Here is a 20,938-nt window from a genome sequence, read left to right as displayed (position 1 = left end):
TTCATTCAGGTTAACTCACTTACTCGCCTTCACCTTGCTCTACTAGTTGCTCGTCAATAGCCACAGCCAGATCTTTTAATGCATCCGGATTTGCCGGGCTAGGTGCATCCGTCATAAGACAAGAAGCCTGAGTGGTTTTCGGGAAGGCAATAACATCGCGGATGTTATCTGTGCCACACAGCAGCATAACCACTCGGTCCAGACCAAACGCCAAACCAGCATGCGGTGGGGTACCGTATTTTAGGGCATCTAATAAGAAGCCAAACTTCTCTTGCTGTTCTTCTTCCTCAATGCCTAAAATTCTAAACGCCGCTTGTTGCATTTCATTGTTGTGGATACGCACCGAACCGCCACCCACTTCGTAGCCATTAATGACCATGTCATAAGCGTCCGACAGCGTATTGGCTGGATTGGCTTCTAGCTCGGCAGCCGTGACGTCTTTAGGTGCTGTAAATGGGTGGTGTACAGCGTGCAAGTTGCCCTCGTCGTCTTCTTCAAACATTGGGAAGTCAACCACCCAAAGTGGCGCCCACTTAGTCAAATCGGTGATTTCTAAATCCAGACCAATCTTCAGACGCAACGCGCCCATGGCTTCGTTCACTGTGTTACGCTTATCAGCGCCGAATAGAATAATGTCACCCGTGTTTGCGCCTGTGCGTTCAAGCAGAGCATTGATCACTTCTTCGTTCAAGAACTTCGCGATTGGCGATTGTACGCCATCGATGCCAGCATCACGGTCGTTGACTTTCATCCACGCCAGACCTTTGGCGCCGTAAATACCGACAAACTTGGTGTATTCATCAATTTGCTTACGCGAAAGTTGTGCGCCGCCGGGTACAGACAATACCGCAACACGCCCTTTTTCGTCATTAGCAGGGCCGCTGAGCACTTTAAATTCAACATCTTTGACAATATCTGCAACGTCAATCAATTCTAGCGGGTTACGTAAGTCAGGTTTATCCGAGCCATATTTGCTCATTGCTTCACTGTACGCCATCACTGGAAATGCGCCTAAATCGACATTGAGGAACGACTGCCACATTTCACGGATCATTTTTTCAGTAACGCCACGCACTTGATCTGAGCTCATGAACGAGGTTTCGATATCAATCTGAGTAAATTCAGGTTGACGATCTGCGCGTAAATCTTCATCACGGAAGCACTTTACAATCTGGTAGTAACGGTCAAAACCAGACATCATCAGCAATTGTTTAAACAGCTGTGGCGACTGCGGTAACGCGTAAAAGCTGCCTTTGTGTACGCGGCTTGGTACTAAGTAGTCACGTGCGCCTTCCGGCGTTGCTTTGGTCAGTACTGGCGTTTCAATGTCTAAGAACTCATTCTCATCTAAGAAGCGACGAACAAAGCTGCTGGCTTTTGCACGCATTTTGATGCGGTCACTCATTTCTAAACGACGCAAGTCTAAATAGCGATATTTTAAGCGACGCTCTTCTGAGTTTTGCTGATTAAAGTCAAGAGGCAACGGCTCTGAACGGTTAATAATAGTTAAGTCCGTGCCTAAGATCTCCACTTCACCGGTGGCCATGTCTTTATTGACTTGGCTGTCAGGACGCGCACGAACAACACCTTTAATTTGTACACAGAATTCTTGACGCAGTGCATTGGCTTTATCCATCAAGCCATCGACTTCCGGATCGAACACCACTTGCACCAAACCTTCTCTGTCTCTTAAGTCGACAAAGATAAGACCACCAAGGTCACGACGTTTATTAATCCAACCACACAGCTCAACCTGCTGATCTACGTGGTCCTTATTTAATTTTCCGCAATATATAGAGCGCATAAAATTCCTGTCAATCCAGTTTGCTCGCACGACTCTCATGGCAATTATCATCACGTCATTAGACGTCGATATAAAGCCAGCCGCTCAGACTCATTTTCAATAACCGCCAATTATATAAAAATACACTGCATTGTCATCCTCAATCTCAGATCTGGCGTGAATTCCTATGATTTTGTTGTTGGCCATCGCCACTTCTAAGCTCATCACCCTAGTTCATTATGACTGTGGTAAACTAGGCCAATAAGAATAATCCGGCTCGATTTGATTACTATGTTATACCTAGGTTGTCCGCAGTGGAGCAGCACACAGTGGAAAGGACACGTGTTTTCTAAGCACTGTGCTGCAAATAAGATGCTGAGTGAGTATGCGCAAATCTTTAATAGTGTTGAGGGAAACACCACCTTCTATGCCGATCCCAGCGCGCAAACCGTCAGCAAGTGGCAACAACAGGTACCGGATGATTTTCGCTTTACCTTTAAAATCCCTAAACGCTTCAGCCATGATATGGCATTGCGCCACTGCCAAGATGAACTTATGGCTTGGTGCCAGACTATGGCGCCCTTGTTTCCTAAGCTGGGCATTTTGATGGTGCAATTACCTGCACAATTTGCGCCACAGCATATGCCACAGTTACAACAGTTTCTCAGCTGGCTACCCAGAGAGCTTAAGGTGGGGGTTGAGGTTCGACACCCAGAGTTTTATCGTAAAGGGGACGCCGAACGGCGCTATAATCAGTATTTAATTGAGCATAATTACAACCGCGTGATAATGGATACCCGTGCACTGTTTAGTGAAGCGGCCACAACCCCAGCCATTATCGATGCCCAACAAAAAAAGCCACACTTACCTGTGCACGCCATTGCCACCAGTGACAATCCAGTGCTCCGTTTTGTTGGCTGCTCAACACTCAGTGCTAACCGCGAGTTTTATCAACCTTGGTTGCACAAAATTCGCCAGTGGCTGGCTGGCGGTAAAGCACCTTATGTCTTTTTTCATACAGCGGATAATATCGACTCTGCCTTTTTGGCGCGGCAATTCATTCGTGATTTATCTATACAGCACCCAGTAAGCGAGCCGTTTCCGGCAGAAAGAGAAGCCAAGCAGGAGTCGTTGTTCTGATGTCACACCCATACTTTGGCCATTACCCTGAACAAGTACAGCAACAAGTCGACAGCCTCCTACAGCAACAAAGACTAGGCCAGTTTTTTATCCAGCGCTACCGACATTCTCATGACATAAAAACAGACAAGCAGCTGTATAATTATATAGAGCGACTGCGGCAAGAATACATGAAGAACAGTCCTAGAGTGCATCAGGCCGCTTATGCAAAACGCCATAATATGGCGCTTAATGCGTTAGGCACGCATACCTATAAAACCACCCAGCATGGGGGCAGGCACAAAACCAGTCACCAGATCCATATTGAAGCTACGCTCAGGCACGCACCGGAGCCCATACTGCGTGCTTTAGTTGTTCATGAGCTGGCACACTTTAAAGAGAAACAACACAATAAGGCGTTTTACAACCTGTGCCAGCATATGGAGCCTCACTATCACCAACTTGAGCTTGAACTGCGGCTGTTTCTGTTGCTGTGTGAGGCCGAAGGAAATGTTTACTTGCCGTGACTAGGGCCTACAGTTTGGCACTTGACCGGCATTTTGGGCACGCCTAGCAGTCGATTGTGCTGTTGTCATGTTGGCTTGCAGCTGAGCGATACGGCTTTGTGGCGCTGGGTGAGTAGACATAAACTCAGGTGGTCTTTGTCCTGCTTGTTTTTCCATATTTTGCCACAGTGCCACGGAACCTTTAGGATCAAAGCCCGCCTTGGCCATTAAATCGAGCCCAATGACATCGGCTTCGCTTTCATGGGAGCGACTAAAAGGCAAAGCAATACCAAATTGCGCACCTAAACCAAGCCCTTGCATAATCGCATTACGATACTCAACATTGTTCATTTCAAGCACCGCAGCGCCGGCTTGCAGACCAAGTTGTAAGATACTATTTTGCGATACCCTTTCATTGGCGTGCTCGGCAATAACGTGCCCTACTTCATGCCCCATTACCGCGGCTAACTGGTGTTGATTTTCTGCTACGTTTAAAATCCCAGTATGAACCCCGATTTTACCACCTGGCAGCGCGAAGGCGTTGGCAGAGTCATCAGCAAATACCACCACTTCCCACTGTTGATTAGCATACTTTTGCGGCAGTTGTGCCACTAGCGCATTTGCAATACACTTAACATAGCGGTTGGTGTTTGGGTCAGTGTCCACTTTTTGCTGTTGTTTCATCTGCTCAAAACTTGCAACGCCCATTTTATCCATTTGTTGCTCGGAATACAGCGCCAGCTGCGTGCGTCCAGTTGGTGATGTTTTGCATCCCACTAAACTTGCAGCCATAGCGACCGCGAGAACCAGTTTCTTCATAACTTGTTCCTTTTTTATGTTACGACTCGAGTTCCTCTAAGTTTACCGCAAATTTGCCATGAAACGAGAGTAACTTGATACAATACAATTCATTTTCCTGTATTTTTCCAGTTTACACACCTTAGGTGATGATTTCAGTAACCTTATATCGTCCCCAAGGGTGTGGTATTTTTCAACTAAGGTGACATTACAACTCTATGAAATCATCAACGCTCCCTGCGATACTGCTGCCGCTATTGGCCAGTATTGTGGCCATTACGCCCTTGGCCATAGATCTTTATTTACCGGCTATGCTGGCCATTTCACAGAGTCTTAATAGTCCTTTAGAGCAAGTTCAAGTATCCCTCAGCAGTTACCTTGCAGGTTATGCGGTGGGAATGATGGTGTTTGGGCCATTGGCCGATAAGTTTCCTCGTCATTCACTGGCTTTATTGGGCTTGTTTGGTTTTACCTTGGCCTCTATTGGCTTAGCGCTCTGTAATGATATTGATGTGTTTATTGGCCTTCGTATCGTACAAGCATTTTGCGGCGCGGCCGCCACGGTGGTGGTACCTGGGGTGATCCGCTATTACTATAAAGAGCATACCGCCAAAGGCATGTCCTATGTCTCCATGATCATGATGATCGCTCCGCTGATTGCCCCCTCTGTTGGTGCTGTGATTTTACTGTACTTTGACTGGCATGCGATTTTTTGGTTTCTCGCCGGCTACGCAATCCTGGTCATGATTGCATTACAGTTTTTCAGTATTAACATTGCTACTCAAGCACATGTGCCGTTGAGCTTGTCGTTCTTTTTACGAAATTACCGCATCGTCTTGACTGAAAAGTATGCCCGCTACGATATTTTATCCTCCATGCTGGCATCGTTTGCGTTTTTCTGTTTTTTAACCTCAGTGTCATTTATTTACCTCGATTACTATGGCGTCACAGAGCAATTGTTCGGGGTGTTATTTGCGATGAACGTCATCGCCTTGATGTTAGGTAACTTTGCCAACACCCGATTGGTGCCAAGGTTTGGCTCGAGAAAAATGTTAAATGTGGGATTAACCATAGGTGTGGTATTTTCGACACTGCTAGTGGTGTTGAGTAGCCAGTCTGTCTCGGTTTGGGTGTTAGCCAGCGCCATCGCGCCATTAATGATGAGCTTGGGGATCATAGCCAGTAACGCCGATGCCTTAATTTTATTAAGCTTTGAACATCAAACGGGCACGGCAACAGCCGTGATTGGCACCTTACGATTCGGCAGTGGTGCACTCGTTGGGCCTTTATTAGCATTAGCCACACCAGAATCCCCGCTGCCCTTTTCCAGCTTTATGTTTGCAGCCATTATGTTAGTTATTGTTTGTCAGGTGCTAAATCGCAGGTTAGGGACTAAGCTTCCGGCGGCAAAACAATAATCCTTAGAGCTCGATTTCAAGCACAAAAAAAGCCGCAATAAAGCGGCTTTTTCTTTTTTGCTGCGACTTACTCTTCGGCAGCCTTAGAAACCATTACCATTGCTGGACGTAATAAACGACCGTTTAGGGTGTAGCCTTTTTGCATCACAGCCAATACCGTGTTCGGTGACACGTCATTACTTGGCTGAATAGACATGGCTTGATGCAGCTCTGGGTTAAAGGCTTCTCCTTGCGGATCCACGGCTTCAACGCCAAATTTAGCTAACGCATCGCTGAAGCTTTTTAAGGTCATGTCGATGCCCTCAAGCACAGGCTTAAGCGTTTCGTTTTCTTTATCGGAAAACTCAATCGCACGCTCAAGATTATCAATTACTGGTAGCAATTCATTTGAGAACTTTTCAAGTGCAAATTTGTGCGCTTTCTCAACATCCTGAGCGGCACGGCGACGAACATTTTCTGTTTCAGCAGCGGCACGAACGACGCTGTCTTTTTGATCTTCGATGGTTTTCTTTGCAGCTTCTAGCTCGGCGTGTAACCCAGCAATTTCCTCTTCTGGGCTCAACTCAGCCTCACCGTCGACTTGCTCTTGAGCTGTTTGCTCTGCTTCGACTTCTGCTTGTGTTGCTTCTTGTTCCAGCTCTTGCTCTTGGGCTTTTGTCTGCTCAGACATGTAACTCTTCTCCGATTCTTTACAACTGCGGGTAATTATGGGGATAGAAATTTTAGATTCAACCCTTAGCCACGACGAATTTTCATGATCACTGGGGTTTTTATTGTGCGCTTGGTTAAGACAACTTTTTAAATTCGGCCAGTATCGCTTCTATTTTAGAATCGGCAGGACAAATAGCACAAAAGCGGCTTTGGTATTCCCCTTGAGAAAAGTATGGAATACTCAACACCACCACATGATGCAACCCCAGCATGCTCAACTCTTCACCGAGCAACACCGAAACGCCATCTTTAAAGGCCAGCTTATCTTCCACTTGCTCCAAGAACCCCACCCCAAGATTAATTTCATGGTCTAAATCGAGGCGATTATATAAATAGCGCTCCCCTACTACGATGGCGTTATCTGAACCGAGCTGCTGACTTAACTGCTGTGTCCACTGCGCTAAAATATGGTGGCAGCTTGGCGGTGCACTGTGCGCCATGGCCCGCATGCGATGCAGCCCTTCCACTAAAGTCTGTTGACTGAACACCGTATTCATCCAAGCGGCAAACTGGTAACGCAAAGCGTCGGAGTCATCGACCGGTTTATCGATGCAAATATTATGTGACTGCCCTGCTCGGTCTAACAACAATACCAACCAGCTGTCCCGGTCAAAGTCCAACACTTCAACCCGAAACATTTGTTTGCTGCTCGCTTGTGGTAACCCAACACAACAACACACTTGGAAGTTTTGACTAAGAAGGTGAGCAAATGACACTATGGTCGCTTGTTCAGGTTGCCAATCTCTTGCCACCTCAGTCAGTGGGAAGTAACTTTGCAACCAAAACTTGACGCCTAAATCGGTGGGTATGCGCCCCGATGAGGTGTGAGGAGAATAGAGTAAGCCATTATTCTCCAACCGTGCCATGGCATTACGTACCGTTGCCGAGCAAACGGCCATACCCTCTTGCTTAGCTATTTTGCTTGAAGCAACAGGAAGCCCCTCACCGTTACAGTAGTGACGCATCACCGCGCACAAGATTTGTTCATCTCTAGGATTTAGTTTCATAATTATTTTTATATGGGTGCCATTTGATTGTTTCAAGCTCTGGGCATTTAAGATAACCTTGCAACAAAGCCATCACGGACAAATGACGAAATGACGACCACGTTTAACACCATCGGTCTGATCGGTAAGCCCAACCATGAAGGTGCGGGACTGACCTTACAACGACTATACACATTTTTGCAAGCTTTAGGATACCAAGTCTTATTAGAAGACCGAGTCGCTGAGCAAATCGATAACCTTAACCCTGAGCATGCGGTTGAGTTAGTGGAGCTTGGTAAACGCTGCGATCTTGCCATTGTGGTCGGGGGGGATGGCAACATGCTAGGTGCCGCTAGAGTGCTGGCGCGTTTTGATGTTGCGGTGATTGGGGTCAACCGCGGCAACCTTGGCTTTTTGACCGATCTTAATCCAGAAGGGTTTGAAGCCCAGTTAGAGGCCGTGCTAAGTGGCCAATATATTGAAGAATCAAGGTTTTTGTTAGAGGTTGCGGTATATCGTCATGACCAATTAAAAAGTGCAAATTTGGCAATGAATGAAGCGGTGCTGCACGCCGATAAAGTCGCGCACATGATCGAGTTTGAGGCATTTATTAACGATGACTTTGTTTTCTCACAACGTTCTGATGGTTTAATTGTCTCAACCCCGACAGGCTCCACTGCCTATTCATTATCTGGTGGTGGTCCTATTTTAACTCCGGAGTTAAATGCCATTTCACTGGTGCCCATGTTCCCGCACACATTATCGAGCCGTCCTTTGGTGGTGGATGCTGATAAAACCGTACGCTTGCATTTAAGTGTCGAGAATACCGATGGTTTACAGGTGAGTTGTGATAGCCATGTGGTATTGGCTTTATTGCCAGGCGATGAAGTCATCATAAAAAAAGCTGAAAAGCAGCTCAGACTGATTCACCCTAAGTGTTATTCTTACTATAATGTGCTGAGACAAAAACTGAATTGGGGCAGCCGACTCTACTAACGCAGTAAAACCGTGCACCTGTTCCGTCACAATTTCTATTTAGGTAAATAAAAATAAAATGGCTTATGTAGTTTTTTTCACCCTGGCTTTGCTGATCACCATACTTTCTGTGTACTTGGTGATTGAAAACAATCGCCGCAAAGCGCGAGAAGCGGAAAAAAGAGCTTTTAATGAACGAGTAAAGGAAATTACCAATCACTTTAAATCAAAGGTGTCTGAATACGTTGCAGCAAAGATTTTGCGCCCTAAGTACGCCCCACAAGTCAACGCCATTGTCAGTAACTTCTTCGTGGTTCAGGCCCATAATGAAGATAATCTCGAGCAACTTGAACGCATATCGGATCAGTTCACTCACAGTGTTACCGCGGAGCTTATTAAGTGCCAACAAAACGGTAATATCGATCTGCTAGAAGAGCAGCTACAATTTTTTGTCGCGGAATTACCGTCTGCGGGGATAGCGTACAATCGCGACTTTTATCGAGAAATATTGCCTGCGTTAATTGCTCGGATCCAAACCCCTGATACTCCTGCAATGGATCCTGACTCAGGTGACGTCGAGGAAGATACCCTTGTAACCCCAGATGACAGCAATGGCGAAGACAAAAAAGCGCCCACACAAAGCCAGCGGATAAACCCAGCGGTTAGTAAAGCACTAAGCTAAGCAGAGCATCAGGCACTTTGCTGACCACAAAGGTTGCCAAACAGCAAAATACTGTATAGATTAACAGTAATTCTCTGTTAAGGGTTTTCTGTATGCTATTAGCTTTAAATATTCAAAACTTTGCTATTGTTAGCGCACTTAATATTGACTGGCACGGCGGTATGACCGCGATAACGGGTGAAACGGGCGCGGGCAAATCGATTGCCATTGACGCTTTGTCTTTGTGTCTTGGTGAGCGTGCCGATCCTGCCGCCATCAGGCCTGGCAGTGATAAAGCCGATATTTCTGCCCACTTTGATGTCTCAGCACTGCCCAATGCAAAGGAGTTTTTAGCTCAGCACATGCTCGATACTGACGATGACGAATGTATTTTGCGTCGTGTGATCAGTAAAAATGGCCGCAGTAAAAGCTATATCAACGGCTCTCCTGTCACGGTGAGCCAGCAAAAGGAACTCGGTCAGCACCTGATTGCTATTCATGGCCAACACGCACACCAACTGTTATTAAAGCCGGATTATCAGTTACATCTGTTAGACGCCTACGCCAATCACACTAACTTACAACAAGCGGTAAAAGGCCAATATAACCATTACCAAAAGCTGCAAAAAGAATACGCGACATTACAAAAAGCGCAGCAAGCGCAAGCGGCGAAAAAGCAACTGTTAGAATACCAAGTTGCAGAGTTAGATGAATTTGCTCTGGCAGCCAATGAATATGAAGAGATTGAAGCTGAGCATGCCAAGTTAAGCCACAGTCAAACCATCTTAGAGCAATGTCATGCTGAGCAACAACGCTTGTATGAGAGCGATGAGCAAACCATATTGTCGCAGTTGCGCCAAAGTGCGCATACTTTTTCCGAGCTCACCAGTTACGACAAAGAGCTGGAAAATATCGCCCAAATGCTTGAAGAAGCCGCCGTGCAAGTTGAGGAAGCCAGCAGAGAAATACGCAGTTACAGCGACGCCACAGAGCAAGACCCTATGCGCTTGCAAGAGCTTGAAGAGCGTCTATCAAAAACCCTAGAGCTTGCCCGTAAACACCAAGTTCAGCCTGAGCTCCTCTACCAGCATCATCAAGAGTTACATCAAGAGCTAAGCACCATTAGCTCCGACTCAGAGCGTTTAGATGCTTTAGAAGAAGAAATTGCCGAGGCCATTCATGCTTATAACCAAGCGGCTATGGCGTTAAGTCAAAGTCGTCATCAGGCCAGTGAATCGCTTAATCAACAAATATCAGCCAGCATGAAAGAGTTGGCTATGGGTGATGGCTTATTTGAAATACAGCTAACCCCACAGCAAAATGCCAAACCCAACCCATTAGGTTGTGATGATATTGCCTTTTTCGTCTCAACCAACCCAGGCCAGCCGCTACAACCCATGGGCAAAGTGGCATCGGGCGGCGAATTGTCGCGGATAAGTTTAGCCATTCAAGTGATTATTGCCACCCGCGTTACCACACCAACTCTGATTTTTGATGAGGTCGATGTTGGGATCTCCGGCCCAACCGCTGCCACCGTGGGTAAGCTACTACGACAACTCGGCACATCAACACAAGTGATTTGTGTGACCCATTTACCGCAAGTAGCCTGCAGTGGTCACAATCAATTTTATGTTGCCAAGCAAGTGCAACATGGTGAAACCTTTACCGCCATGACTGCCATGGACGAACAACAACGCATTGATGAAATCGCCCGCTTAATTGGTGGTGATACCATCAGTAATACCACTCGAGCCAGTGCCAAAGAGCTGCTGCAAGTACAAAGTGCATAACCTAATAGCCAATAAAAAGCCCGAACCACGCTTTATAGTTCGGGCTTTTTATTGCTTTTGCAGCCTATCAGGGTAATGCCTTTGCAGGCTTAACCCCAAAATTTTAACGGATTGGTATTATACCTCGAGAAAGTCGAGTATCCCTTCTGCGGCATTACGGCCTTCAAAAATAGCCGTGACCACCAGATCGGATCCCCTTACCGCATCGCCACCAGCAAAAATTTTCGGATTACTGGTTTGATGCGTAAAGGCGCCTTTCTCTGGCGCTTCAATGCCACCCCAGTGATTAACAGCAACATCGTAATTGGTCAACCAATCGAGGTTATGCGGCTTAAAGCCAAATGCCATTATCACTGCATCTGCTTCTAAGGTATGCTCAGAGCCGGGAACGACCTCGGCGCGGCGGCGGCCATTTTCATCTGGCTCACCAAGCTGGGTGTTCACCATAGTAACGCCGCAAACCTTGCCTTGACTATTGACCTCAATAGCAACTGGTTGCAGGTTAAACTTAAACTCAACCCCTTCCTCTTTGGCGTTTTTAACTTCTCGTGCCGATCCTGGCATGTTCTCTTCATCACGGCGATAAGCACACACCACAGAGCGGGCGTTTTGTCGCACTGAAGTTCTAACACAGTCCATCGCCGTGTCACCTCCACCGAGCACCACCACACGCTTACCGGCCATATCTATAAATGGCTGCTTGGTCTCATCGTACCCCATCACGCGGTTGGTGTTGCCGATTAAAAATGGCAGCGCCTCATATACCCCATCCGCCTCTTCATTTTCAAGGTTGCCTTTCATACTTTGGTAAGTGCCTACCCCTAAAAATACCGCATCATATTGGGCTATCAGCTCATCCATGGTGATGTCTTTGCCAACCTCAGTATTGAGCTGGAACTCGACTCCCATTTCAGAAAAGATTTCACGGCGATTTTCCATCACCGACTTTTCCAACTTAAAAGACGGAATGCCAAATGTTAATAAGCCACCAATTTCTGGGTTGCGGTCAAACACCACCGGCTTTACTCCGTTACGCACTAAAATATCAGCGCAGCCAAGCCCTGCTGGGCCGGCGCCGATAATGGCGACCTTTTTATCGGTCCAGGTGACGTACGACAAGTCGGGCTTCCAGCCTTGGGCAAAAGCCGTATCGGTAATGTACTTTTCAATATTGCCAATGGTAACCGCACCAAACTCTTCGTTTAAGGTGCATGCTCCCTCACACAAACGGTCCTGAGGACACACTCGGCCGCATACCTCCGGCAGGCTGTTGGTGCGATGAGAAAGCTCCGCGGCCTCAATAATACGGCCAGTGCGGATCAGCTTTAGCCACTGTGGAATGTAATTATGAACTGGGCACTTCCATTCACAATAAGGGTTGCCACAATCCAAACAGCGGTCAGATTGTGAGTTTACTTGTTGCTCTGAAAAAGGTTCATAGATTTCGACAAACGATTGTTTACGCGCAGAAATTGGCTTTTTGCGTGGATCTACACGTTGCACATCGATAAATTGATAAACGTTTTCGCTCATAATGGCTCTCCTACTGCGCTTGAATTCTTAGCTCTGCACTACTGCGTGCACGGTGACCCAGTAAGCTATTAACATCGCTTGACTTAGGTTTCACTAATTTGAACATGGGTAAATACAGTTCAAAGTTTGCTAGAATTTGCTCAGCGCGACCCGAGCTCGTTGCTTCTAAATGGTCAACAATCAATCCTCTTAGGTGTTCTTGGTGTGAAGCCAGAGGCTGTAATTCCACTACTTCAACCAGCTCTGGGTTAATGCGTTTTTCAAAATCGCCTCTCTCATCTAACACATAGGCAAAGCCGCCTGTCATTCCGGCGCCAAAGTTTACGCCAACCTGACCTAGCACACACACCACACCACCGGTCATATACTCGCAACCATTATCACCAAGTCCTTCGACCACCCCTTGGCAGCCTGAGTTGCGAACGGCAAAACGCTCTCCCGCTCGGCCTGCAGCAAACAATTTGCCGCCGGTGGCACCATATAAGCATGTATTACCAATGATAGCCGCTTGGTGTGAAGCAAAACTCGATCCCACCGGTGGGCGGATCACCAGCTTGCCCCCGGCCATACCTTTACCAACGTAGTCATTGGCATCGCCTACCAGTGTCATCTCAAGACCTCCGGCATTCCAAACCCCAAAGGACTGCCCTGCGGTACCGTGCAGCTCTAGCGCCACCGGATCGGCAGCCATCCCTTGGTTACCATGGATGCTGGCGATATACCCCGACAGCATTCCGCCAATGGACCTGTCGGTATTAGCAATACGACTCACCAGTGAAATACCGGTTTTTTCCTCAATGGCGGTTTTCGCTTTTGCCAATAAGCTCTCGTTCAGTGCCCCACTGTAATGGGATGGGTTCTGATGGGTGCAATGCAGCGCCTCGTTAGAGGGGTTATTAGGCTGTGCTAACAATGGCGTTAAGTCTAACTTTTTCTGCTTCGCGGTATTGCCCTCTATTACCTCCAACAAGTCGGTACGACCAATTAAATCGGTGAGCTTAGTCACCCCAAGAGACGCCATTAACTCACGCGCTTCTTGAGCGATAAACTTAAAGTAATTCATCGCCATTTCTGGCAAGCCATGATAATGCTTCTGTCGCAGGGTATCGTCTTGAGTTGCGACACCGGTAGCACAGTTATTAAGGTGACAAATACGTAGGTATTTACACCCTAGCGCCACCATAGGGCCGGTACCAAAGCCAAAACTTTCAGCGCCGAGGATCGCGGCTTTAATAATATCTAAACCGGTTTTTAAGCCGCCATCGGTTTGCAAACGAATGCGGTGACGCAGACCATTTTCCACTAACGCTTGTTGCGTTTCTGCCAAACCCAACTCCCAAGGGCTGCCCGCATACTTAACCGACGTCAAAGGACTTGCTCCAGTACCGCCGTCGTAGCCTGCGATGGTGATTAAATCAGCGTACGCTTTTGCTACCCCAGTGGCGATGGTACCCACCCCTGGTTCCGATACCAATTTGACAGAGATCATCGCCTCAGGGTTAACCTGCTTCAAATCAAAAATCAGCTGAGCTAAATCTTCTATAGAATAAATGTCGTGATGTGGTGGTGGTGAAATTAACGTCACACCAGGCACAGAGTAGCGCAGCTTGGCGATATAAGGAGTTACCTTTTCACCGGGTAACTGACCCCCTTCTCCAGGCTTGGCCCCTTGCGCCACTTTAATTTGAATTACATCAGCAGAACGCAAGTAATGCGGTGTTACACCAAAACGCCCCGATGCCACTTGCTTGATTCGAGAGTTTTTCTCGGTGCCAAAGCGCAGCTTATCTTCGCCGCCTTCACCAGAATTAGAGCAGCCACCTAAACGGTTCATGGCAATAGCCAAGGCTTCGTGTGCTTCCGGTGATAACGCGCCAATACTCATGGCCGCGGAGTCGAAACGCTTGTACAGTTCAGTGGCCGGCTCGACCTCATCAATGCTAATCGCTGCTTGATTGGCTTTGAGTTTTAGCATGTCTCTTAAGTTAGTAACGGGTCGCTTATTAACCAGATCCGCGTATTTAATGTAATCTTGGTAGTTACCTGAGCGCACCGCGGTTTGCAGTGTTTGTACCACGTCGGGGTTGTATGCATGGTACTCACCGCCATGGACATACTTTAATAAACCACCGTGTGACAGCAGCTTACGCTGACTAAACGCCAATTTGTTAAGCTGTTGCTGCTCAAGAGCAAAATCGTCAAAGCAGGCGCCTTTAATGCGATTCGCTACGCCTTTAAAGCACAGCTCAACCACTTTATCAGACAGGCCTACGGCTTCAAATAACATCGAGCAACGGTAAGAGGCAACCGTGCTGATCCCCATCTTCGACATGATCTTGTAAAGGCCCTTATTAATAGCACCGCGATAAGATAAGGTCACCTCACGATAAGACTTGGCAATGATTTGCTTGTCGCACATCGCCACTAGGGTTTCATAAGCGAGGTAAGGATAGATAGCTGTAGCTCCAAAGCCCAACAGTACAGCAAACTGATGAGGGTCTCTGGCGCTACCAGTTTCAATGATAATATTGGCGTCACAACGCAAATTCTCAGCAATTAAGCGACGTTGCACGGCGCCCACCGCCATTGCAGCAGGGATCACTTGTTTCCCCGCGGCGATGTCTCGGTCACTGAGCACCACCATAACACAGCCGCTACGCGCCTTGTCAGTCGCTTCTTGGCAAACTCGACTGATCGCCTGTTGTAATGACTCTTCAGGATCGTAAATTAACGAGATTTTGCAGGCGCAATAATGCTCATCATCGGCTTGCAACAGCTGTTGCATATCCGAGAACGTCAGTACCGGTGAAGCAAATTGCAAGCGTTTTGCGTGGCCGGTGGTTTCGTTAAAAACATTTTGCTCGCGGCCAATACAAGTCGCCAACGACATCACATGGTTTTCTCGCAGTGGATCGATGGGCGGATTGGTAACCTGCGCAAACTTTTGTCTAAAGTAATCGTAAATTGAACGGTGGCCCTCAGAAAGCACGGCAAATGGCGTATCATCACCCATTGAACCTGTGGCTTCTTGACCATTTTGCCCCATTACCCGGATCACTTGATCCAATTCTTCGTTGGTATAGCCAAATTGCTTTTGATAGGTTAATAGTTGCTGATCGGTTAGGTCTCGCTTACCCGCGGCTTGTTCATCCAGCGCTTCAAATGGGGTGAGGCGTTTGACATTTTGTTCTAACCAGGTTTTATACGGGTGGCGCGATTTTAGATCTTGATCGATTTCATCGGACTGCCAAATCTTGCCGTGAAGGGTATCGACAACCAATAATTCACCAGGACCCACCCTGCCTTTTTCAATGACTTCGTCAGGGGCATAATCCCAAATTCCCACCTCAGAGGCTAAAGTAATAAAACCATCTTGAGTCAGTACATAACGCGCCGGTCGTAAGCCGTTTCTATCGAGGTTACATGCCGCAAAGCGACCATCTGACATGACAATTCCGGCAGGACCATCCCAAGGTTCCATGTGCATCGAGTTAAAATCGTAAAACGCTCTTAAGTCTTCGTCCATGGCACGGTTTTTTTGCCATGCAGGGGGCACTAACATGCGCATAGCACGGAATAAATCCATACCACCCGCTAGAAATAGTTCCAGCATATTATCCAGACTGGAGGAATCCGAACCGGTCTCATTGACAAAAGGCGCGGCGCTTTGTAAATCAGGCAGTAACGGCGATGCAAATTTATACGCTCGTGCTTGTGCCCATTGGCGGTTACCTTGAATGGTATTTATTTCACCATTATGAGCTAAGTACCGGAATGGTTGAGCCAATGGCCAGCGTGGTTGAGTGTTGGTTGAGAAACGCTGGTGAAACACACAGATTGCGCTAGTCATACGCATGTCTGCCAAATCACTGTAAAAAGTGGGCAGGTCAGCAGGCATCATTAAGCCTTTGTAAACTGTCACTAAACCTGAAAGGCTGCAAATATAAAACTGTTCATCTTGCTCTAAGCGCTTTTCAATTCGGCGTCTGGCAATGTACAAGCGACGCTCTAAGTCTTTTGGTCGCCAGCCTTCTGGGGCGCCGACAAACACTTGCTTAAATTGCGGTAACTGTGCCTTAGCAATTGGCCCTAACATGGATGGATCGGTGGGCACTTCACGCCAGCCAATCGTGGTTAAGGTTTCTTTTTCTAATTCTTGTTCAATAACCTGGCATGCTTGTGCTGCTAATTCGTCGTCTTGATTAAGGAAAATCATACCTACGGCATAATTTTTTCCCATGTGCCAATTGTTTTCGGCCGCGATAGCCCGAAAAAAGCTGTCTGGCTTTTGTAATAATAGCCCGCAGCCATCACCTGTTTTACCATCGGCAGATATGCCACCGCGGTGCTCCATACGGTCTAGGCCAGTAATGGCTGTGCGGATCAATTTGTGACTGGGCTGCCCACTGACGTGTGCGATTAAGCCAAATCCACAATTATCTTTTTCTAGTTTTGAGTCGTATAACATTGACCCCTCCCCCTTGCTACAACAACCAACAGCCTATTGCGATATGGCGAGCTGCTGGCAGATATCCAAAATTAGCCTTGATTGCAACTCGAGTCAACACAAAAATGAATACATATTCATTATCTTGAATATTTCTCATTGGTAAGACAAGTTAGCCAAATAGCCTATATTTTATCATTTTGAAAATATATACCATAAATTTGCAAAATGACACCGGTATCAACTGAGTAAGTTTAACGATAAAAAATTAAAAAAGAGACGTTAACGTAAACGTAAACCAAGAAGCCAATGAATAAATATTCACTAACTCCGTTTTTCATTCACCTTGAAAAACGTACAATTCAAGGCCGCAGATGATTATCTATGCAATAAAGCTCATGACTAAGGTTTACGTGCACGTAAAGTATAAGTAAATAAAGTGACTGTTTTATGTTTCAGCCACGACCACTTGATGCTTATCACAATGACAGGAATTAACGCTGACAACAGACAAAGTAATGATTAATCGGGATCTTAAGTTTCGCGTCAGTAAGCTCTGCTCGGTAATAAGGCATGCTGTGGCTAGGGAGCTTCGCAGCACCATTGAGAGTGTTTGTAGAATAGCTGTATCGGCTGTTGGCTTTAGTGGCTAAGAAATTTTTAATACCAAGTGGCGTATATACTTACTGCTGACATTGAGTGAGGGTTAATGAGTGTATAAAGGTAGGAAAAGGCAGAGTCGCCTCTGCCTAATAGCAATTCGCTGAATTAAAGCGTCAATTTTGCCCATTGCTATAAATGCGATTACTGTGCAGCTTCTTCTTCGTCTTTTTTGTACTTCGCAGCAGTTTCTGCGATTAAAGGTTGAAGCTCACCTTTTTGGAACATCTCAATGATGATGTCACAACCACCAATAAGCTCACCTTCTACCCACAGTTGCGGGAACGTTGGCCAGTTAGCGTAGTGTGGAAGTTCAGCACGGATGTCTGGGTTAAGCAGCACATCTACATAGGCAAATTGTTCGCCACATGCCATTAGCGCTTGTGATGCTTGTGAAGAAAAACCACAATTAGGAAGCTTAGGTGACCCTTTCATGTAGAGTAAAATTGGGTTTTCTTCGATCTGTTGTTTAATCTTGTCAATAGTTTCCATTAGTTACCTCAAAATGACGATAGCCCGTTACTCATTTCATAAGCACGATTTACTGCAGTATACCTTACAGCCTAGCGCGGATTAAACCATAAACTCACGCCAGCCAGCTGCAACGCCGTAAAAATAATCAGCCTGACGTTATTACTACAGATATTCGACCTATATTCACATAGAATGTGTATTATGAGTCATTAAGTTAAGAGCACACATTGCTGTTTGCTAAAACTTGAGTAAAATAGTCAGGAATTATAGTATCACTATATAGGTCGATCGTATAGAAAAGTGGGCTGAACTTGGCTACCTTTCGTATCACGATTGGCAAATTAACCAAAAAAATGGAGATTAATATGGCATTTGAACTACCGTCACTACCTTATGCAATAAACGCTCTTGAGCCGCACATCTCTCAAGAAACGTTAGAATACCATCACGGCAAACATCACAATACATATGTGACTAAGCTAAATGGTCTTGTTGAAGGTACTGACTTAGAAGGAAAGTCACTAGAAGAGATCGTATGTAACTCTGAAGGTGGTGTTTTCAATAATGCTGCACAGATCTGGAACCACACTTTCTACTGGCACAGCCTAGCACCAAACGCTGGTGGCGAGCCTACAGGTAAAGTTGCTGAGCTTATCAACGCTAAATGGGGCTCTTTTGCAGCGTTCCAAGAAGCATTCAATGACAAAGCAGTAAACAACTTTGGTTCAAGCTGGACTTGGTTAGTACAGCTTGCTGACGGTTCTCTAGATATTGTCAACACTTCAAATGCGGCAACTCCACTAACAGAAGAAGGTGTAACGCCTATCCTAACTGTGGATCTTTGGGAACACGCATACTACATCGATTACCGCAATGTTCGTCCTGATTACCTTAAAGGTTTCTGGGCGCTTGTTAACTGGGACTTTGCTAACAGCAACCTAGCGTAACATCGACTATCATAATTGATGCAATAATGGGGCGCTAAGGCGCCCTTTTTCATGTCTGTAACTTAACATTAATACATAAAAAATCTGGTTTTTTTTGGGTATTATTTCATATCACGACTAAGCTTTAAGTATCTTTCCTAATCAGTGATCCGCAATCCACGCAAAGTAGCTTATTGGAGGTCGTTATGACAATTTTTGAACATTATCAGGCCAGATATGAAGCCGCGCAAGAAGAAGAGTACACCATCGCGGAATTTCTCGACATCTGTAAAAATGATAAATCTGCCTATGCCAGCGCCCCAGAGCGACTATTAATGGCCATTGGCGAACCCGAAATGATAGACACATCAAAAGACGCTCGGCTAAGCCGCTTATTTTCAAATCGCGTGGTTGCTCGCTATCCGGCTTTCAATGATTTTTACGGCATGGAAGATGCGATTGAGCAAATCGTTTCTTACCTCAAACATGCCGCTCAAGGTTTAGAAGAATGTAAGCAGGTGCTTTATTTGCTCGGCCCTGTGGGTGGTGGTAAGTCTTCTATTGCTGAAAAGCTCAAGTACTTAATGCAAAAGGTACCTATCTATACCTTAAAAGGCTCACCGGTAAACGACCATCCATTATGCCTATTTAGCCCCCATGAAGATGCTGAATTACTGGAAAAAGAATATGGCATTCCAAGTCGGTATATTAAAACCATTATGTCACCTTGGGCCACCAAACGCCTCCATGAATATAATGGTGACATCACCAAGTTTAAGGTGGTCAAACGCTACCCGTCTATTTTAGATCAAGTTGCCATTGCGAAAACCGAGCCTGGCGATGAAAACAACCAAGATATTTCTGCCTTAGTTGGTAAAGTAGACATTCGTAAACTAGAGCATTTCGCACAAAACGACCCCGATGCTTATGCCTACTCTGGCGCCCTGTGTTTGGCCAACCAAGGTCTGATGGAATTTGTTGAGATGTTCAAAGCCCCCATTAAGGTGCTGCACCCGCTCTTAACTGCCACGCAAGAGGGCAACTATAACGGCACCGAGGGAATTTCAGCATTGCCATTCAGTGGTCTTATTCTGGCTCACTCTAATGAGTCTGAATGGCAAACCTTTAAAAACAATAAAAACAACGAGGCATTTTTAGACCGTGTTTATATTGTCAAAGTGCCTTACTGCTTACGCGTTTCCGAAGAAGTTAAAATTTACGAAAAACTTATTGAAAACAGTGAACTAAGAGAGGCGCCCTGTGCCCCAGGGACATTAGAAACCCTGGCCAAGTTCTCTACCTTATCGCGGATCAAGGAGCCGGAAAACTCCAGTATTTACTCGAAGATGCGAGTATATGATGGCGAAAGCCTGAAAGACACGGATCCCAAAGCGAAGTCTTATCAGGAGTATCGTGACTATGCCGGTGTAGATGAAGGCATGAACGGACTTTCCACACGCTTTGCCTTTAAGATTTTGTCTCGAGTGTTTAACTTTGATCACAGTGAAGTGGCCGCTAACCCAGTACACTTATTCTATGTCTTAGAGCAACAAATTGAACGTGAACAATTTAGTGCTGAAGTTCAAGAGCGCTACCTAAGCCACTTAAAAGGCTATCTCATTCCGCAGTACGTGGAGTTTATTGGCAAAGAGCTGCAAACAGCCTACCTAGAGTCGTATTCTGAGTATGGTCAGAATATTTTTGACCGCTATGTCACCTATGCAGACTTCTGGATCCAAGACCAAGAATATCGTGACCCAGACACTGGCCAGTTGTTTGATCGAGCAGCACTCAATGCCGAGTTAGAGAAAATTGAAAAGCCGGCTGGGATTTCAAATCCGAAAGATTTTCGTAATGAAATCGTCAACTTTGTCCTACGTGCAAGAGCTCATCATAATGGCGAGAACCCCGTCTGGACCAGCTATGAGAAGTTAAGAACGGTGATTGAGAAAAAAATGTTCTCCAATACCGAAGATTTACTCCCTGTTATTTCGTTTAATGCCAAAACCTCAGCTGAAGATCAGAAAAAGCATGAGGACTTCGTCAACCGTATGGTTGATAAAGGCTACACGCAAAAACAAGTTCGCTTACTATCCGAATGGTATCTACGGGTTAGGAAGTCACAGTAACTTGTTAGTATGAAGAGGGGTT

General features: G+C 46.2%; 15 protein-coding genes. 8 read left to right on the top strand and 7 right to left on the bottom strand.

The window, feature by feature from the left end; all coding sequences use genetic code 11:
• Positions 1 to 19 precede the first annotated feature (19 nt).
• Complete coding sequence (aspS, locus tag R3P39_RS04235) at positions 20 to 1,804, bottom strand: aspartate--tRNA ligase (RefSeq protein WP_336565866.1); 1,785 nt, start codon at positions 1,802 to 1,804, stop codon at positions 20 to 22.
• Between the two features lie 270 nt (positions 1,805 to 2,074).
• Here aspS and R3P39_RS04230 point away from each other — a divergent pair, with 270 nt between their 5' ends.
• Both R3P39_RS04230 and R3P39_RS04225 read left to right on the top strand, forming a co-directional pair.
• On the top strand, positions 2,075 to 2,923 hold the full coding sequence (locus R3P39_RS04230) for a DUF72 domain-containing protein (RefSeq protein ID WP_336565864.1): 849 nt from the start codon (positions 2,075 to 2,077) through the stop codon (positions 2,921 to 2,923).
• Positions 2,923 to 3,429 carry a M48 metallopeptidase family protein gene (locus R3P39_RS04225; protein ID WP_336565862.1) on the top strand — a complete coding sequence of 169 codons (507 nt, stop codon included), beginning with the start codon at positions 2,923 to 2,925 and terminating at the stop codon, positions 3,427 to 3,429. The genes R3P39_RS04230 and R3P39_RS04225 overlap by 1 nt, the downstream gene beginning before the upstream one ends.
• Here R3P39_RS04225 and R3P39_RS04220 read toward each other — a convergent pair whose 3' ends face one another.
• Positions 3,430 to 4,227, bottom strand: a complete 798-nt coding sequence (locus tag R3P39_RS04220) for a M48 family metallopeptidase (RefSeq protein WP_336565860.1) — start codon at positions 4,225 to 4,227, stop codon at positions 3,430 to 3,432. It lies immediately after the preceding gene.
• 197 nt (positions 4,228 to 4,424) lie between these two features.
• On the opposite strand from R3P39_RS04220, the gene R3P39_RS04215 reads away from it, so the two are divergent.
• Positions 4,425 to 5,624 carry a Bcr/CflA family multidrug efflux MFS transporter gene (locus R3P39_RS04215; protein WP_336565859.1) on the top strand — a complete coding sequence of 400 codons (1,200 nt, stop codon included), beginning with the start codon at positions 4,425 to 4,427 and terminating at the stop codon, positions 5,622 to 5,624.
• 67 nt (positions 5,625 to 5,691) lie between these two features.
• Here the strand turns inward: R3P39_RS04215 and grpE are convergent, their stop codons facing one another.
• Both grpE and R3P39_RS04205 read right to left on the bottom strand, forming a co-directional pair.
• Positions 5,692 to 6,294 (bottom strand): nucleotide exchange factor GrpE, encoded by a 603-nt coding sequence (gene grpE, locus R3P39_RS04210; RefSeq protein WP_336565858.1) that lies wholly within the window; start codon positions 6,292 to 6,294, stop codon positions 5,692 to 5,694.
• A gap of 115 nt (positions 6,295 to 6,409) precedes the next feature.
• On the bottom strand, positions 6,410 to 7,342 hold the full coding sequence (locus tag R3P39_RS04205; protein ID WP_336565857.1) for an HrcA family transcriptional regulator: 933 nt from the start codon (positions 7,340 to 7,342) through the stop codon (positions 6,410 to 6,412).
• Between the two features lie 90 nt (positions 7,343 to 7,432).
• Between R3P39_RS04205 and nadK the strand changes: the two genes are divergently transcribed.
• The 3 genes from nadK (at position 7,433) to recN (ending at position 10,747) form a co-directional block, all read left to right on the top strand.
• Entirely contained in the window at positions 7,433 to 8,317 is an 885-nt protein-coding gene (gene nadK, locus R3P39_RS04200) for an NAD(+) kinase (RefSeq protein ID WP_336565856.1), read from the top strand.
• 58 nt (positions 8,318 to 8,375) lie between these two features.
• Entirely contained in the window at positions 8,376 to 8,978 is a 603-nt protein-coding gene (locus R3P39_RS04195) for a hypothetical protein (protein ID WP_336565855.1), read from the top strand.
• 92 nt (positions 8,979 to 9,070) lie between these two features.
• The gene (gene recN, locus R3P39_RS04190) at positions 9,071 to 10,747 is read left to right on the top strand and encodes a DNA repair protein RecN (protein WP_336565854.1); all 1,677 of its coding nucleotides are present in this window, start codon (positions 9,071 to 9,073) and stop codon (positions 10,745 to 10,747) included.
• Between the two features lie 117 nt (positions 10,748 to 10,864).
• On the opposite strand, the gene R3P39_RS04185 is transcribed toward recN, so the two are convergent.
• The 3 genes from R3P39_RS04185 to R3P39_RS04175 all read right to left on the bottom strand — a co-directional run bounded on the left by R3P39_RS04185 (position 10,865) and on the right by R3P39_RS04175 (position 17,879).
• Positions 10,865 to 12,280: an FAD-dependent oxidoreductase gene (locus tag R3P39_RS04185; protein WP_336565853.1), complete on the bottom strand. Its 1,416-nt coding sequence runs from the start codon at positions 12,278 to 12,280 to the stop codon at positions 10,865 to 10,867.
• A 10-nt stretch (positions 12,281 to 12,290) separates the two neighbouring features.
• Positions 12,291 to 16,748, bottom strand: coding sequence for a glutamate synthase large subunit (gene gltB, locus R3P39_RS04180; RefSeq protein WP_336565852.1), 4,458 nt, complete (start codon positions 16,746 to 16,748; stop codon positions 12,291 to 12,293).
• Positions 16,749 to 17,531: 783 nt separating this feature from the next.
• Positions 17,532 to 17,879, bottom strand: a complete 348-nt coding sequence (locus R3P39_RS04175) for a Grx4 family monothiol glutaredoxin (RefSeq protein ID WP_336565850.1) — start codon at positions 17,877 to 17,879, stop codon at positions 17,532 to 17,534.
• A 347-nt stretch (positions 17,880 to 18,226) separates the two neighbouring features.
• On the opposite strand from R3P39_RS04175, the gene R3P39_RS04170 reads away from it, so the two are divergent.
• On the top strand, positions 18,227 to 18,808 hold the full coding sequence (locus tag R3P39_RS04170; protein ID WP_336565848.1) for a Fe-Mn family superoxide dismutase: 582 nt from the start codon (positions 18,227 to 18,229) through the stop codon (positions 18,806 to 18,808).
• A 185-nt stretch (positions 18,809 to 18,993) separates the two neighbouring features.
• Positions 18,994 to 20,916, top strand: coding sequence for a PrkA family serine protein kinase (locus R3P39_RS04165; RefSeq protein ID WP_336565847.1), 1,923 nt, complete (start codon positions 18,994 to 18,996; stop codon positions 20,914 to 20,916).
• Positions 20,917 to 20,938: the final 22 nt, after the last annotated feature.

It is taken from the genome of Pseudoalteromonas sp. UG3-2, from assembly GCF_037120705.1.
Lineage (GTDB): Bacteria > Pseudomonadota > Gammaproteobacteria > Enterobacterales > Alteromonadaceae > Pseudoalteromonas.
The sequence above is the reverse complement of the archived record's forward strand: the minus strand, read 5'-3'. Positions and strand labels throughout refer to the sequence as shown.